Origin of the sequence: Priestia sp. TSO9 (genome assembly GCF_021029645.1) — a bacterium.
In the GTDB taxonomy this organism is placed as follows: domain Bacteria; phylum Bacillota; class Bacilli; order Bacillales; family Bacillaceae_H; genus Priestia; species Priestia megaterium_E.
In genome coordinates this window covers 31879-49414 of the sequence record NZ_JAJEKD010000002.1, presented here as the reverse complement: position 1 = coordinate 49414, position 17536 = coordinate 31879, and the positions used below count along the sequence as shown (strand labels likewise).

General features: G+C 38.7%; 15 protein-coding genes and 1 rRNA gene. All 16 read right to left on the bottom strand.

Features of this window, described 5'->3' with window-relative positions; translation table 11 throughout:
- A 16S ribosomal RNA gene (locus tag LJC66_RS00375) occupies positions 1-100 on the bottom strand; the annotation flags it as partial.
- 284 nt (positions 101-384) lie between these two features.
- Positions 385-1869: a lysine--tRNA ligase gene (gene lysS, locus LJC66_RS00370; RefSeq protein ID WP_050691233.1), complete on the bottom strand. Its 1485-nt coding sequence runs from the start codon at positions 1867-1869 to the stop codon at positions 385-387.
- 272 nt (positions 1870-2141) lie between these two features.
- Entirely contained in the window at positions 2142-2687 is a 546-nt protein-coding gene (gene folK / locus LJC66_RS00365; protein ID WP_230931636.1) for a 2-amino-4-hydroxy-6-hydroxymethyldihydropteridine diphosphokinase, read from the bottom strand.
- Positions 2688-3047, bottom strand: coding sequence for a dihydroneopterin aldolase (folB, locus tag LJC66_RS00360; protein WP_230931635.1), 360 nt, complete (start codon positions 3045-3047; stop codon positions 2688-2690). It lies immediately after the preceding gene.
- 21 nt (positions 3048-3068) lie between these two features.
- Complete coding sequence (gene pabC / locus LJC66_RS00355) at positions 3069-3932, bottom strand: aminodeoxychorismate lyase (protein ID WP_195695614.1); 864 nt, start codon at positions 3930-3932, stop codon at positions 3069-3071.
- A gap of 4 nt (positions 3933-3936) precedes the next feature.
- Complete coding sequence (gene pabA / locus LJC66_RS00350) at positions 3937-4518, bottom strand: aminodeoxychorismate/anthranilate synthase component II (protein WP_028412652.1); 582 nt, start codon at positions 4516-4518, stop codon at positions 3937-3939.
- Between the two features lie 2 nt (positions 4519-4520).
- The gene (gene pabB, locus LJC66_RS00345; protein WP_195695615.1) at positions 4521-5936 is read right to left on the bottom strand and encodes an aminodeoxychorismate synthase component I; all 1416 of its coding nucleotides are present in this window, start codon (positions 5934-5936) and stop codon (positions 4521-4523) included.
- A gap of 97 nt (positions 5937-6033) precedes the next feature.
- Entirely contained in the window at positions 6034-6972 is a 939-nt protein-coding gene (cysK, locus tag LJC66_RS00340; protein WP_013054888.1) for a cysteine synthase A, read from the bottom strand.
- Between the two features lie 201 nt (positions 6973-7173).
- Positions 7174-8052 (bottom strand): Hsp33 family molecular chaperone HslO, encoded by an 879-nt coding sequence (gene hslO, locus LJC66_RS00335; RefSeq protein ID WP_013054887.1) that lies wholly within the window; start codon positions 8050-8052, stop codon positions 7174-7176.
- A gap of 12 nt (positions 8053-8064) precedes the next feature.
- Positions 8065-8832: a type III pantothenate kinase gene (locus LJC66_RS00330; protein WP_013054886.1), complete on the bottom strand. Its 768-nt coding sequence runs from the start codon at positions 8830-8832 to the stop codon at positions 8065-8067.
- Positions 8833-9050: 218 nt separating this feature from the next.
- A complete protein-coding gene (gene ftsH / locus LJC66_RS00325) occupies positions 9051-10961 on the bottom strand; it encodes an ATP-dependent zinc metalloprotease FtsH (RefSeq protein ID WP_013054885.1) in 1911 nt (636 codons plus the stop codon).
- A 93-nt stretch (positions 10962-11054) separates the two neighbouring features.
- The gene (hpt, locus tag LJC66_RS00320) at positions 11055-11594 is read right to left on the bottom strand and encodes a hypoxanthine phosphoribosyltransferase (protein WP_013054884.1); all 540 of its coding nucleotides are present in this window, start codon (positions 11592-11594) and stop codon (positions 11055-11057) included.
- Between the two features lie 27 nt (positions 11595-11621).
- Positions 11622-12998, bottom strand: a complete 1377-nt coding sequence (tilS, locus tag LJC66_RS00315; protein WP_230931634.1) for a tRNA lysidine(34) synthetase TilS — start codon at positions 12996-12998, stop codon at positions 11622-11624.
- A gap of 96 nt (positions 12999-13094) precedes the next feature.
- A complete protein-coding gene (locus tag LJC66_RS00310) occupies positions 13095-14060 on the bottom strand; it encodes a protein kinase domain-containing protein (RefSeq protein ID WP_195695617.1) in 966 nt (321 codons plus the stop codon).
- A complete protein-coding gene (locus LJC66_RS00305) occupies positions 14029-14769 on the bottom strand; it encodes a VWA domain-containing protein (protein WP_013054881.1) in 741 nt (246 codons plus the stop codon). The genes LJC66_RS00310 and LJC66_RS00305 overlap by 32 nt, the downstream gene beginning before the upstream one ends.
- A gap of 71 nt (positions 14770-14840) precedes the next feature.
- Positions 14841-17318, bottom strand: coding sequence for a stage II sporulation protein E (gene spoIIE / locus LJC66_RS00300; RefSeq protein WP_050691226.1), 2478 nt, complete (start codon positions 17316-17318; stop codon positions 14841-14843).
- Positions 17319-17536 lie beyond the last annotated feature (218 nt).

Below are 17536 nucleotides of genomic sequence, written 5' to 3'. Positions count from 1 at the left end.
CTAACGTCATAGAAGCAAGCTTCTAATCAGTTCGCTCGACTTGCATGTATTAGGCACGCCGCCAGCGTTCATCCTGAGCCAGGATCAAACTCTCCGAAGAAATGTTTGACTTGCTCAATTTAAAAAAATAAAAATTAACGTTGACGTTTGTCGCTTTGTTCAGTTTTCAAAGTTCAACTGCCGCTCTTAAGCGACTTTACTATCTTATCAAGTTATTAACGTAATGTCAACAACTTTTTTTATTTCTTTTTGTTGTTTTCGCTTATCTGCGTTAGCAACAGATATAAATATACCAAATCGTTTTCATAAAAACAAGAGGTAAATTAAAAGTTTAAATTTTCTAATATTACTAACTAAAAAAAGATGGCCGTAGCCATCTCTTTTTTAGCGTTGACGCATATGTGGGAATAATAGTACATCACGGATTGACGGTGCATTTGTTAGTAACATAACAAGACGGTCAATACCGATTCCTAGACCACCTGTAGGTGGCATACCATATTCTAATGCCTCAATAAAGTCATCATCCATCTCATGTGCTTCATCGTTTCCTTGTTCTTTCTCTTTCAACTGAGCTTCAAAGCGCTCACGTTGGTCAATTGGATCATTTAGCTCTGTAAATGCGTTGGCGTGTTCACGTGCAACGATAAACAGCTCAAAACGGTCAGTAAAACGCGGATCTTCCGCATTTTTCTTAGCCAATGGAGAGATTTCTACAGGATGTCCGTAAATGAACGTTGGTTGAATTAACTGCTCTTCTACTTTTTGTTCAAAGAATTCATTTACAATATGTCCATATTGCATATGTTCAGTGATTTCTACCCCGTGTTCTTTCGCTAAAGCACGAGCTTCTTCAACAGATGTTTCTCCCCAGAAGTCTACGCCCGTATATTGTTTAATAGCATCGACCATATGAAGTCTTGTCCATTCTGGAGTTAAATCTACCTCTTGATCGCCATACTGAATCTTTGTTGTGCCAAGTACTTCTTGCGCAATGTGTGCAATTAAGTTCTCTGTTAAAGCCATGATATCTTTGTAGTCCGCATACGCTTCGTACAATTCGATCATTGTAAATTCAGGATTGTGACGTGTAGATATACCTTCATTACGGAATACACGGCCAATTTCATATACTTTTTCTAATCCACCTACGATTAAACGTTTTAAATGAAGTTCAATCGCAATACGCATATAAAGTTCCATATCAAGCGCGTTGTGGTGTGTCACAAACGGACGAGCTGCTGCTCCACCTGCGATTGAATGCATCATCGGTGTTTCAACTTCTAAATATCCATGATTATCTAAGTAACGGCGCATCGATTGAATAATGCGGCTTCTTGAGATAAATGTTTGTTTACTTTCTGGGTTTGTAATTAAATCTAAGTAACGTTGACGGTAGCGCTGTTCAATATCTTTTAAACCATGATATTTATCTGGAAGTGGACGAAGCGCTTTTGTTAGTAACGTAAAATCTTTTACTTTAATAGAAAGTTCGCCAACTTTTGTTTTGAATAAAACACCTTCAACCCCTACCAAGTCACCAATATCTACGCTGCTGAAGATTTCGTACTGTTCTTCGCCAATTGCATCTTTACGTACATAAAGCTGAATTTGTCCTGTTAAATCTTGAACGTGAGCGAAACCTGCTTTTCCTTTTCCACGCTTTGTCATAATACGACCAGCTAGTGACACAGGCACTTCATTTTCTTCTAACTGTTCTTTTGTTAACTCGTCATACTCACTAATTAATTGCTGTGATGTATGTGTACGTTCAAAACGTTGACCAAACGGATCAATACCTTGATCTCGTAGGTTGCTCATTTTTTCGCGACGAACGAGAAATTGATCATTTAATTCTTCATGACTCATCGTTTACTCATCTCCATCGTATAATTAAGTTTTCCGAAACAGAAAAAAGGCCAGCATGTTTACTGGCAACTACTACGTTTCTTTAAAATTATTATAGGTTCAGTCGTTTCTCTATGTCAAATCGCTTTATTCTTGCTTTGCTTCTCTTTTTCTTCGATTTCTCTAACAAGCTACCGAATAAACCAACAACCTGCGAACCCAAACCTCAAAGTTTTTACTCAGAACTCTACTTTACGCCAATATAAAAATGAATCAACTAATAAGATTCATTTTCACTTATGTAAATCATTACGATTATTTTCGAACATATCTAGTATACCCGTTGTTTGCTCTTGAAATAATTTTACATCTTTTAAATCTGATAAACGTGTTGTGATGGTTTCAACTTTTTCTTCTGCTACAGGGAGAATAAGAGATGGAGCTAGTTCGTTTAGAGGAACCATCACAAACGCTCGTTCAAACATTCGGGGATGAGGGACGCTCAGTCTATCCGTATGAATGATTTCATTACTATAAAGTAAGATATCTAAATCAAGGGTTCTAGGTCCCCATACAATCTCTCTTTTTCGGCCTGCCGTTTGTTCAATGGCTTGCAAACAATCTAAAAGGTGCTCTGACGAATACGTTGTTTGTATTTTTACTACCATGTTTAAAAAGCTTGCTTGATTCGTATACCCGACCGGGGCCGTTTCATAAACAGATGAAACAGCCACTACCTTAATCTCAGAGTGTTTCATCAAGCCAGTAACTCCTGACTTCAAATGTTCCATTCGATTTTCAATATTTGATCCTAATGCAATATATGCTTCTGTTGTCATTCAACGGCTCCTTTTAATTTCAATAGCTACCGATTGATAATAACCGGGAATTGGCGGATCGGGCTTATATACTTTTACTGTACAAGCCTGCACGAGTTCGTAATTAGCAAGCAATTCAGATGCAATCGTTTCAGCCACCGTTTCAACTAACTTGAACGTGCGCTTCTCTACAACTTCCTGGCATGTTTGGTATAAATCTGCATAGCTCACCGAGTATTCTAAATTGTCCGTAGTACCAGCTTGCTTTAAATCCAGTCCCACAGCTAAATCCACGTGAAAACGCTGCCCTAATTTATTTTCTTCTGGAAATACGCCATGATAGCCATAGAAACGCATATCATTCACATAAATTTTATCCATCTTTAGTCTCTCCTTTCGCTTTTATACATGTAGCTCGTGTCGACTCATTAGCGACATAGTGTAAGAGCGATACTCTTTTTGCAACTGAGCTGTCAGCGTATGGTCTCCTACTGAAAACTGCTTATCCTTTATACTTCGAAGAGGTACGATTTCTTGAATGGAATTTGTAACGAAAGCTTCATCACCCTCCAAGAGCTGTTCCACCGTAAATAAGCCTTCTACAACCTCTATGTTTTTCTTTTGTAAAAGCGTAAAGATAAACTGTCTCGTAATTCCATTTAAGATACCTGTTTCAAGAGACGGCGTATATACACAATCATCTTTTACAAAAAATAAATTGGACACAATACCTTCGGCTAAGAACCCTTCTTTTGTTAAAAAGATACCCTCTTTATTTAAGTCTGAACCAACTTCTCGCTTAGCTAGTACATTATTTAAATAATGATGAGACTTTAACCTCATGGTTCCTTCAGGCGTATTTCGTTTCGTCTCAAGAATAAGCCCCTCTTTTACAAGGGGGCTCGATGGATGAGGCATTGATTTCATATATACTATTGTAGATGGCTTGTCGTATTCTTCCACCTGCAAGCCAATTCCGCCATTTCCTGCTGAGACATTTAATCGAACATACGCATTCCTCTCATTGTTTTTCATTAACAGACTATTAATGATTTCCAACACGTCCTGTGTAGAGTAGTCCCATACAATATTTAATTCACGTAAGCTGCTACGCAGTCGATCCAGATGGTCTTCCACTAAAAATGGATGACCTTCATAAACTCGTAACGTTTCAAACAGCCCTAGGCCATACATATATCCGTGATCAAACGGAGAAATAGTGGCTTCAGACGCAGGCTTTACTTCGCCATTTACGTATATATACATATCATTACACTCGCTTTTTTTCGTAAGTTTCAATAAAATTCTTCAACATTTCTTTACCGTAAGAAGTCATGATAGATTCAGGATGGAACTGTACTCCTTCAATAGGTAATGATTTATGGCGAATCGCCATAATTTCATCTTCTGCTGTCCACGCTGAAATTTCAAAACAATCCGGCAGTGAACTTTTTTCTACAATCAAAGAATGGTATCGCGTTGCCGTGAACGGATTATCAAGATCTTTAAAGATAGTACGGCCATCATGATGCATTTCAGATGTTTTACCGTGCATTAATTTATCCGCACGAATCACATTCCCTCCAAAAGCTTGCCCAATCGACTGATGCCCTAAGCATACACCGAATATTGGAATCTTACCTGCAAAATACTCGATGGCTTCTAGACTGATTCCCGCTTCATTAGGACTGCATGGTCCCGGGGAGATCATCAAGAAATCTGGATTTAGCACTTCAATTTCAGAAAGTGTAATTTCATCATTTCTTTTTACAAGAAGCTCATGCCCTAGCTCACCTAAATACTGTACTAAATTAAACGTAAAAGAATCATAATTATCAATCATTAATATCATCTTTACTCACCCTCACTCAGCTCATTTTCGCTCTGCTCTTTTGCTTTCCATAGTGCAATTGCTTTTTTCAGTGATTCTTTGTATTCGTGTTTCGGATTTGAATCAATCACAACACCCGCACCAGCCTGTACATAAGCTTGGCCGTCTTGAATAATCATAGTGCGAATCGCAATATTTAATTCCATATCTCCATTAAACCCAATCCAACCAATCGATCCTGTATAAATTCCTCGTCGAACTGGTTCAAGTTCTTCAATGATTTCCATTGTACGAACTTTAGGTGCTCCAGTAATCGTTCCTCCAGGAAAAACCGCATCTACGATATCTACAAAATCTTTGTTGCGCGCGAGCTTGCCTTTTACATTAGACACAATATGCATCACATGTGAATATTTTTCAATAACCATAAACTCGTCAACATGCACAGTACCGTATTCGCTTACTCTACCAAGATCATTACGCTCCAAGTCAACAAGCATCACATGCTCTGCACGCTCTTTTTCGTTGTGAATAAGCTCATCCGCTAACTGTTGGTCTTCTTGATCATCTTTACCGCGAGAGCGCGTTCCCGCAATCGGTCTCGTACTGATTTCATCACCGGCTTTTTTCACTAATAGTTCTGGTGAACAGCTCACAATGTGAAATTCTTCTGTCTGCATATAAGACATGTAAGGAGACGGGTTGATTTTTCGTACCTGTTCGTAGATATGCATAGGATGAGTTTGAAGCTGTTGAGACTGTCGAACAGATAAGTTCACTTGAAACACATCGCCTTGCCCGATGTACTCATGTACGCGAGTAGTGGCATCTGAAAAAGCAGCTTCAGACATCGAAACCTCAATCTTTTCGGCAACACGATGAATCCGCTCATATGAGAGTCCTTCATCACTTGCCTCCATCCAGTCCTTTTTGTATTGATCAATACGCTTATGTGCCTGCTCTTTGCAATCTGCTTCGTCATTAACGATAATCCAGAGCTTTTCCTTTTCTTGATCGTATACAAATACGTCATCGAAAATAAGGAAATAAACGTCCGGCGTTTTCAATGAATCTTCAGCAAGGTCAGGTATGGTTTCTACATAGCGGATATAATCATAGCTAATAAAGCCAATTGCTCCACCTTGAAAAGGAGGAAGATCTGGATTCACCTCTGCTTCAAACTTCTTCACCCAGTCTCGCATAAGATGAAGCGGATTACCTTTTTGAACAGTAGCTTGGTCATCCGTTTTGATATGAAGCTCGTTTTGTTCGCCTCGCAAAATGGCTACAGGTTTTAATCCCATCATTTGAAACTTTCCGCCTCGACCGCTTTCAAGCAGGATATGATTCGGTTCCTCTTTTGACAACTCTTGATATTTTTTGAACCATTGGTTTTTAGAGATAGAAATAGATTCGCCCCAAGTCATTCTTTGCTGCATTTGTTCACTCTCCTAAAAATAAATCACCTGCTTTCATTTTACATGATTCTTAGATGAAAAAAAACAGCTTCATATAGAAGCTGTTTTTTTATCGTTTTTATGCTTGTGTTTGTTCCTCGAATTGGAACAATGGAGTACTTAGGTAACGCTCACCGTTACTTGGAATAATCGCTAACACTTTTTTACCTTTTCCAAGCTGTTTTGCAGCTTTTAACGCAGCATAAATCGCAGCCCCAGAAGAGATACCTACTAGTACACCTTCTGTTTTTGCTACTTTACGGGCATATTCAAAAGCTTGGTCGTTTTGAACAGCGACAACTTCGTCATATACTTCCGTGTTAAGCGTATCCGGAACAAAGTTTGCACCAATTCCTTGAATTTTATGAGGTCCTGGTTGACCACCGCTTAAAATCGGAGAATCAGCTGGCTCTACCGCATAAATTTTGATATTTGGGTACTTTTCTTTTAACACTTCACCAGCACCTGTAATAGTACCGCCAGTACCGATACCTGCCACAAATCCATCTAACTGATCGCCAAACTGCTCGATAATTTCTTTAGCCGTTGTTTGACGGTGCACTTCTGGGTTCGCCTCGTTTTGGAACTGTTGAGGAATAAAGTAGCCGTGCTCTTTTGCAAGCTCAGTTGCTTTATTAACCGCCCCTTTCATTCCTTCTGGACCTGGTGTTAACACTAACTCTGCACCGTACGCACGAAGCAGATTACGACGCTCAATACTCATCGTTTCAGGCATTGTTAAAATAGCACGGTATCCTTTTGCTGCAGCTACCATTGCTAAGCCAATTCCTGTGTTACCACTTGTTGGTTCAATGATTGTGTCGCCAGGTTTTAACACACCTTTTGCTTCCGCATCTTCAATCATCGCTAATGCGATACGATCTTTTACGCTGCTTCCCGGGTTCATGAATTCTAATTTTAAATATACATCCGCCATATCTTCTTCAACTAGACGGTTTAGTTTTACGATTGGTGTTTGACCAATTAACTCTGTAATTGAATTTGCAATACGTGCCATATGACCACTCCTAATACCAACTAATTTTATTGATTTTGTATACAATTTATCAGATGTTTTCTAAATTGTCAATCATTTTGTCTTTCCATTTACCTAATTTTGTTATATTTTTAGATCAATATATACAGAAATAGAACTTAATATCTATAAAAAAAGGCGCTCATTTATAAAATGACGCCTTTTAAGAATCTTTTATTTCATTTAAATTGCTTGTTCTTTCATTTCTTCAAGCTGCTTTTTATCAAAACGATAGGTCTCATTACAGAAATGACACTGGGCTTCAGCTTGGCCATCTTCCTCAATCATTGATTGAATCTCTTCTTGTCCTAAGCTGATAATAGCATTGGCAATTCTTTCTTCTGAGCACTGACATTTGAACTCTACAGGCATTGTCTCCAGAAACTTTACATTTTCTTTTCCAAGAACTTCTTCTAAGATTTCCTCAGGAGAAAGACCTTTTTGAATCAGTTTTGAAATTGGCTCAATCGTCTGTAAGCGTTGTTCAATAGCTGTAATCGTTTTATCATCTGTTCCTGGCAGAAGCTGAATGATAAATCCGCCCGCAGCTAAGATCGTGTTATCAGGGTTAACAAGTACTCCTACACCTACTGAAGATGGGACTTGTTCAGATGTCACAAAATAATACGTGAAATCTTCTCCTAATTCTCCCGATACAATAGGTACTTGTCCGTTAAATTGATCACGCATTCCGATATCTTTTACGACACTCAGCGTGCCATCTGTACCTACAGCACGTGCTACATCTAATTTTCCATGCTGATTTAAATCGAAGTGCGTTTGTGGATTCGTTACATATCCACGCACTTCCCCTTTAGCATTGCTGTCTACTAAGATAACGCCAATTGGGCCGCGGCCTTCAATTTTAATTGTTAGCTTTTGCTCACCCTTTAGCATAGCCCCCATCATGACTCCCGCAGTCATTGAACGTCCCAATGCTGCAGAGGCTGTAGGCCATGTATAGTGACGGCGCTGCGCTTCTCCAACTGTATCCGTTGTTTTTACTGCATAAGCGCGAACTTGACTATTGTAAGCTAGTGCTTTTACTAAATAGTCACCCATAATATACACCTCTTACTCCATATTTTTTGTATAAATTATTTGCAATCCTTTTAAAGTCAAAAATGGATCCACAATATCAATAATATCCGACTCTTTAGCAATCAATGTTGCGAGTCCTCCAGTAGCAATAACTTTAGGATTTACTGTTGCTTGCTCTTTCATTCTTGCTACAATTCCTTCTACTTGTCCAACGTATCCATATAAAATACCTGCTTGCATCGCAGATACTGTATTTTTTCCCACAATGCTATTTGGTCGCGCAATTTCAATTCGCGGAAGCTTAGATGCTCTTGAATAAAGAGCTTCTGTCGAAATATTAATACCAGGGGCAATCGCACCACCCATATATTGCTTATTTTCATCAATATAGCAATACGTGGTTGCGGTACCAAAATCAACGATAATTAAAGGGCTTCCGTATAGCTGAATTCCAGCAACAGCATTTACAATACGGTCTGCTCCCACTTCACGCGGATTTTCATATTTAATATTTAAACCCGTCTTAATTCCAGGACCAACAACAAGCGGCTTTAAATGAAAATACTTTTGACACATTCTCTCCAATGCAAACATAATAGGAGGAACAACAGAGGAAATAATAATACCATGAATATCTTTAAAAGATAAACTAACGTGCTCAAGCAAGGCTTTGATTGTCATGCCATACTCGTCTTCTGTTTTATTACGGCTTGTTTCTACACGCCAGTGATACTTTAATTCATCTCCATCGTATACACCTAATACCGTATTCGTATTTCCAACATCTAATACAAAAATCATTTCAATCACCACTTTATATAAATTCAGTATTCACACTGAAACCATCATACCATAACTGGTAAATAGACGTGTATATTCTAGATAAAATAGGAATATAATGACACGATTCTCTAGTGGATATCCTACTTATCCACCATATATACGAAAACCTTTTACCAAACCTAACTTTTGCCCATTAAAAAAATCAGTGGAGAATATCTCCACTGATTTTTATTGTCTTATGCTTTTGGCTCTTCATCGTCTGTCTTTGTTTGGATGTTTACTTTAACATCTTCATCTGTTACGTGACTAGAACGGTCTGGAAGAGTTCCATGATCTACTAAGTGGTTGATTTGCTCAGCGTCTAACGTTTCTACTTCTAACAATGTTTGAGCTACAAGCTCTAACTTGTCACGGTTTTCCGTTAAGATCTGCTTCGCACGCTCATAGCTTTCTTTAATGAAACGTTGGATTTCATTATCAATTTCATGAGCAATCGCATCACTGTAGTTTTGTTCACTGTGTAAATCACGACCTAAGAATACTTGGCCTTGTTGTGATTGACCGAATTGCATTGGTCCTAACTTTTCACTCATACCGTATTCTGTTACCATTTTACGAGCGATGCTTGTTGCACGCTGGAAGTCATTGTGAGCACCTGTACTCACTTCGCCGAAAATAATTTCCTCAGCTACGCGACCACCAAGCAATCCAACAATTTTATCCAGCAGCTCTGGCTTCGTCATAAAGTAGCGATCTTCTTTTGGTAACATAACAGCATATCCACCAGCTTGCCCACGTGGAACAATGGTTACTTTATGTACCATATCAGCTTCGTCTAATACGACACCGATAATTGTATGTCCTGCTTCATGATAAGCAACAATATTGCGTTCTTTTTTAGAAATAACTCGACTTTTCTTAGCTGGACCTGCAATTACGCGGTCTGTTGCTTCGTCAATGTCAACCATTTCAATTTTCTTTTTGTCCTGTCTAGCAGCTACTAAGGCAGCTTCGTTTAACAAGTTTTCGAGATCTGCACCTGAGAAACCTGGCGTACGCATAGCAATTGCTTTTAAGTTTACTGATTCATCTAAAGGCTTATTGCGAGCATGTACTTTAAGCACTGCTTCACGGCCATTTACATCTGGACGATCTACCGTAATTTGACGGTCGAAGCGGCCTGGACGTAATAACGCTGGATCTAAGATATCCGGGCGGTTTGTTGCTGCAATGATAATGATACCTTCATTAGCACCAAAACCATCCATCTCAACAAGCAATTGGTTCAATGTTTGTTCACGCTCATCGTGTCCGCCACCAAGACCTGCGCCACGTTGACGACCTACAGCATCGATTTCATCAATAAAGATAATACATGGAGCATTCTTCTTCGCATTTTCGAATAAATCACGAACACGAGAAGCACCGACCCCAACAAACATTTCAACAAAGTCTGAACCACTGATAGAGAAGAAAGGAACGCCTGCTTCACCAGCAACAGCTCTTGCTAATAATGTTTTACCAGTACCAGGAGGTCCCACAAGTAAGACACCCTTCGGAATTCTTGCACCTAGCTCTGCGAATTTACGAGGATCTTTTAAGAACTCAACAACTTCCACAAGTTCTTGCTTTTCTTCGTCTGCACCAGCTACGTCTTTAAATTTAACCTTTTTCTTTTCTTCACTGTAAAGCTTAGCCTTACTTTTACCGAAGTTCATAACGCGGCTTCCGCCACCTTGAGCTTGGTTCAGTAAGAAGAAGAATAGGATGAAAATAATAACAAACGGAATGATTGACGTAAAGAACGTTACCCAGCCGCTTGTTTCATCAGCAGGTTTAAAATCAACTTCTACTTGATTATTTTCGGAAGCAGCGTCAATACGATCAAGTGCTTTATCACCATCTACGATGTAAGTTTGGAACGTTTGATCCTTTTTGTAAGAATCTAACTTCCCTTGCACAACATACACGCCTCTTTCAGGTTTCATAGAGAGTGATTTCACATCACCTTTGTCTAAGTGTTGAACAAATGTATCGTATCTCATTGGTTCTGCTTTTTGATTAGAGCCACTAAAGAAGCTTACCACGCCAATAATGACTAAAAATATAAGTAAATAAAAGATGGTATTACGGAAGATCCGATTCATTTCTTACCTCCTCCCACGATAAACAAATACTGTATTCAATACTAACATAGAACATTTATCCTATCCAATAAATTGCACTTGGATATGTGCTTATTAATTGCTGTATACTTGCGGTTTAAGAACCCCAATATACGGCAGGTTACGATATTTCTCTTGATAATCTAATCCATACCCTACTACGAATGCATCAGGTACTTCAAATCCAACGTAATCTGCTTTAATAGATGCTTTACGACCTGTTGGTTTGTCTAAGAGTGTGACAATCTTAATTGACTTAGCTTTACGGTACTTGAATAACTCTACAAGATAGCTAAGCGTTAAGCCGCTGTCGATAATATCCTCTAAGATAAGAATGTCTCGACCTTCAACTGATGTATCTAAATCTTTTAGGATTTTTACTTCACCAGAAGAAACCATCGCATTGCCATAACTTGATACATCCATAAAATCCATTTCTAAATATGTATCAACACGCTTAATTAGATCAGACATAAAAGGCATAGCGCCTTTCAATACACCGATTACCAAAGGAAAACGGTCAGCGTATTCCTCAGATAATAGCTTACCCAATTCTTTTACTTTCTGTTGTATTTCTTCTTCTGAAATCAAAATTTCTTGAATATCCTGCTTCATTCCTTACTTGCCTCCTAGAAGTTTTCGCTACTTATAGTATAAAATAACATATCTGGACTTATGTGTATGCAGTTCATAAGCAGATTTTTTCAAACCAGGTAGCCACAAAATAGTTCCTTGGCTATCTTCCACTACCGGCCAATGATCTCTGAATTGTAAAGGGATTTTTTCATCGATAAAAATATCCTTTACTTTTTTATGTCCCTTCATGCCCTTTACTCGCATTTTATCGCCATTTTTTCGTGTCCTTACCTTTAATGATTGTAAATCGTGAGCTTCATCTAAAAGAAAAACATCGTTTCCTTTTATATCTTCGACTTTATTATGTATTTCACAAATAAGCTGGTGACCATTTGGAAGCTCGACGACCCCTGGAATCGGAACAATAAATTCATATGGCTCGATGTTCCCCTCATTAAAGGTGAAAAGACAGTCGTTGTAAGATCGGATAATGCGCAAACCATTTGGAAAGTCAAGCGTACCAGACGGTTTTTCACTTTCACAAAATCCTACTAACATGTCAACATGCGCTGAGGAAAGGGTTGGAGGAATTTCTTTATAGAGATAGTTTAATATTAGTTGAATACCACGCCTTTGTAAAGGCTTGCGTATCCTTAGAAAACAATCTCTATCAATGAGAATTTCATTTTGCAATTTCTTTCTCATTACTTTATTCATCACATCGGTCGTTAATTCCTCTAAGTATGCTTGATCTTCATGCAAGTTCTCGCTAAATTGTTGAAATTTTTCATGTACAGCGGCGTTTTCTTGCTTTAAAAATGGCAAAACGTAATGACGAAACCGATTTCTCGTGTACGAATCTTTCTCATTACTCGGGTCAACCCGAGGGGTAAGCCCATGTAGCTTACAGTAGCGATTGATTTCTTCTTTCGTTACGGCTAGGAACGGCCTAATAATAAATCCATCCCCATATGGCCGCTTGGGCTGCATCCCTGCGTATCCATTCATCGTACTGCCTCGAACCATTCGCATTAACATCGTTTCAATCTGATCATCTCCGTGATGTCCTAATGCAAGAAGATTTGCTTTGTGCTTCTTCATAACATGAGTAAAAAATGTATAGCGGCATTCCCTGGCTGCTACTTGAGAAGATAACTTTCTTTCCTTCTGATAGGCAACAACATCAATCTGCTTCGCCTCACATTTAATATTCAATTGTTTGCAGTAGTTCTGCACATATTCCATATCCTGCTGTGACTCTTTGCCCCGGAACATATGATCAACATGAGCAGCAATAATCGTGAGAGATTTTTGCTCTTTCAGACTCCATAAGAAATGCAGTAGTGCTAAAGAATCAGGACCACCAGAAATACCTACAACCACCGTAGAGCCTGCGGATAATAACTGATGTTTTGTCATAAAATTGTTCACTTGCTTTTCCATAGGAATGACTCATCCTTATAATGTACACGCAATAATGTATCATTAATTTACTTTATACGAATGACTATAAGGAAAGTTTCACAATTTCTCCAAACTTTATAGCACTTGAATAAATAGATACAAAATATAAATCAACATTACAGACGTACAAAGTAGTAGCGTCTCTAACACGTGAGAACGCTTCTTCTTTACTTTAACACGAGGGGCAGACGGTTGACGAACGTTTTGAGGCTTTGTTCCTTTACTTTTTGCCCCTCTTCTTTTTTCGACCGATAACACCTCTGTTTTCATTTCTTTAGCTGACTTATACTTTCCCGTAACCGCTTGATACAAAACGTCCCCGAAAGGTTCCAACTGCTTTGTTGTTAATATAAATTGTTTTAATTGTTCAGCCGGTTTGTCGGTTTTATTAATTCGCTTGCCATAAGCTGCGTGAATCAAAACCATAGATACAGCAAACAAATCATAGGTTGGTTCTGCTTTTCGGGAGCCAAGCCCCCAGTGTGCCCGATCATAAAAGTCGGTAAACTCTTTTATTGACCGCCCTTGCAGAGTTGTTCCTCCGACGTCAATCCATCGAACTTTTACGGGGTTAGATGTTACGACCAGGTTTTCTGGTTTTAAATCACCAAATACCCACCCTTCTTCATGAAGGTTTTCTAAGTCTGTTAAGAGCTGACTTGCAAATACTTGTAGCCATTCCGTCCCTCTTGTGGAGATAAAGGAAAGGAGAGGCTGCCCTTTCACATACTCCATTACATAAAAAGAAAGAGCGTGAGAACCATAGCTCCAATCATCTACATCAAGTAAGCGCGGTCCTAGCACTTTGTCTTTGACTTGAGAGAGCTTTTTTAATACATTCACTTCTGCTGTAACGGACATGTTGGAAAAGCTTATTTTTAACGCCGCTAGCGTTCCGTTTACTAATTGAACTAAATAGACAACGCCAGTTGCCCCCACGCCTAATTTCTCAAGAATTTTATAATGGACGTGATGCCATTTTCCTTGAATTTCTGTTCCCGGAGGTAGGTTACATACCTGATTCTTCAATGTATTGTTCATTATTTTTTAACAACCCTCTCAATGAGCGCTTTTTGGTGAAATAATGAGTAGCCTCTTTGATAGCAGGTCCAGTAGGCGTAATACCTCCTGCTGTTAGTTTCGGAAAAATCGTTGAAAGCGACTCTAATCTTGGATTCCAGTCCATTAGCTTCTCTACATCTTTCTTTTTCCCAGGAAATAAAAAGATTGAAAATTGATTATGCCCCATGCGAGCATTCAAGCTTAACGATAAATCTAACAGCGACTCCTTTACAGTAGGAAGCTTATTTTTCATACTTCCGCTCATGTCAACTAAAATAAGAATCTCTAAGTCAACCGTTTCCCCAAGTTCATCAACAACTTCCATGATTTCTCCTCGCTTCTCAGGAGATAACTCTTCTAATCTTGAATTAGATGAACCTAGAATTTGCTGAAGTTCTTTATTTACAACGCCTTGAAGTGTTTGCGTCATTGCCTGCCTTGTAACCATTTGAACAGTTTGAGACAGCTGTTTTACATAAACAATTTGACTCACGCCACCGCCTGACATAGCAATGCCTTCTATTTCATTCGTGCTTTGTTCATCAATTGTGTCCTCTTCCATCACACCGATAACGTTTACACTAATTCCTTGTTCTTTAGCTAGCGCTGCCATTGCTACCGGATCTTCACCTGTATTCGAACCACCGTCCGTAATGACCAACATCTGTTTCAAAGTACCTTTTTTCATAAAAAAATCCCCTCCTCATTATCAGTATTAACATGATAGACGAGGAGGAGATAAAATATACTTCTATCTAACTATTGTGCTTTTTTACGATAAGCGTAAGAAGGAATCGATGACCATTTCGGGGTATTGTGCTGAAGTTTTGCCACAACTACCGTCATATCATCTTCAATTAAACCTGATTTTGTTCGAATAACTTCTTCCATAATTAAGTCTGCAATTTCTTGTGGATCGTTTGTTTGAAGCTCGCCAATTTTTCGCTTCATCCACATTTCGTAGTTCTCAACGTGTTTTGGTCCTTCAAATACGCCGTCACTCATCATGATTAATAAGTCTTCCGCCTTCATTTGTTCATTCACAACATCCACTTCAAATTCTTCAATAATGCCCATTGGCAAATTGCTTGCCTGTATTTTAATCACCTTATCTCCGCGTTTGATGAAGCTTGGCGTAGAACCGATTTTCAAGAAGTTTACATTGGCATCTTGTAAGTCGATCATCGCTAAATCTAACGTAGAAAAGATCTCATCGTTTGTACGCAGCGATAAAATAGAATTAATCGATTTAATTGCAATTGTCTCTTCTATTCCTGTTTGTAAAATTTGTTTTAACAGCTGAAGCGTTTCGCTGCTTTCATAGTGGGCACGCTCTCCATTTCCCATACCATCGCTAATAGCTAGTGCATACTTACCGGCGTTTAGCTCAATCATGGAGTAGCTGTCACCGGATACAAACCCTCCGCCCTTAGCAGCATGTGCTACGCCTGTATCAACAACGTACGCTTTTGTACAGCCAAACGAAACGTGGCAATAGCCTTGAGGATATTTAGCACATTCTTCGTTCTTTACTACAATACTTTCACCTAAAATATCTGTAAGCATTGGTGCAATAATCTTCTCGCATTCTCCTCTTCCGTGACAATATGGCACCCACATTTCAATATCTACATTTCCAGGTTCTAAGCTATAAATTTCAATTTGATTGATTTCCATCCCAAAGTTACGAAGAGCTTCTAAAATCTGTTCTTCTTGTACATTTAAATTTTCGCGCTCTCGCTTAATTTCTTTTGCAAAATTCCCCATGACTTCAGAAACACCGTGAAGCTGTTCTGCTACAATCCTTCTACTTTCTTGAATTTGGGCTTTTAAGTGCTGATTGGCTTTAAAATACGTAAGTTCATGCTCAATCACATCGATGACTTTTTTCGATTTCACACAATGTTTGTCCATTTCTCGAATTAGTCTTGGGTTTTGTTCAAGCGTGCCATTATCAACTTCAAGCATAATTTCCTTCATATATTCATAGGTTGTATCAAACTGCTGTGCCCAACATTGTTCTTTTTTAAAACAAAATTGGCACGTTCTTTCGGTAACGCTGCTTAAGAAATAATCAACTTCTTTATCTGCGCTTGGCTTTTCATCATAAAACCCATTTTGCGTAAAGCTTTTGGAAAGTGCTTGAAAAACATTTGAGAACTGTTCTACGCGATTCGCTGTTACATCTCGGATCTTACGTACGTACTGCTGTTGTTCAAGCATATTCTCAGATGTCCCTGGTACTAATTTACTTAAGTTTTTCAAAACAAAAGATGGGGTTAATAAAAATAGAACAACGGCCGTCAGTGATTCATACAAATTAGTCGTCAATCCTTGATCTGCCTGAGCATATAGGCCAATTAGCAATGAACCAACAACTAGCCCAAGAGCTGCCCCTAGCTTTTTACCGTCTTTTAAAAGTCCTCCAAGCAAGCCGGAAAAAGCGAGTAAACTCATTTCGTACAAACTAGAAACATTCGCGAAACTTAAAATTAAACCGGTTACGACCCCCACCGTAGCTCCTATCGTAGGGCCAGATACAAACGCAAAAACTAATACTAAGTAACGAGATAATATATGTTCAGCCGAAAGCCCGTAAATCATCCACCCTATTGTCCCCGTCATAACAGATGCCAATAAAATAATAAGAGAGATCACTTCTTCTGTTTTTAATGATTGTTTTCGCTTTCGGTATGAAATTAAAGGCACGCTTTGTAAGAAAATCATGGTTAAGATAAAGCTCAACCCTGCTTCTACTGCCACAAATGTAAAATCATACATGGTGAATTCCTTGGTAAACACATAAAAAATAGTTAGTTTTGTAAGTAACATCGCGCTAAATACAGTGAACGGCAGCTTCTTTAACGGATCCATTGTCAGTATGCCGCTAAATCGATGCATTAGTAAGAAAACAAATAGTGTAGCAAATACGGTACCTCCATTTTGAATGGAAACACTAAATGCCCCTGCCAATACGGCTAAACTTGCTAGCGGTGCTTTTTCTTTCTTTATAGCCATTACAGCTGCAAAGAATGGCAAAGCAAATGGCATGATTTTCATTAAAATTAACGCTCGTCCTAATAAAAAACCTACGACTAGCAGCAACAATCCCCATTGAAATAACACCTTTTCCGTTTTCATACCCGCCTTTGTAAACACACGGGACATTTCTAATCTAGTTCGGTTAAATACCGCCTCTGTTGTTGGACTTGCAAAATCTCTTTCCGTCTTTTGCATTCTCCCACCACCCGCTAATTATACTTATTCATTATTATATCGCGGCGAAAGGTGAAATTTTGTCAAACGGACTAGCAAAATACCTATAATCGTTCGACTATTTTCTAGTATTATATTGAAAACTATACAAAAAGATGTACAATCTTACATGGCAATTTAAAAAATATCAGAGATACTGTTTGCCTCAGAGAAAGCCTACGCTCATCATTCTTTTTTAA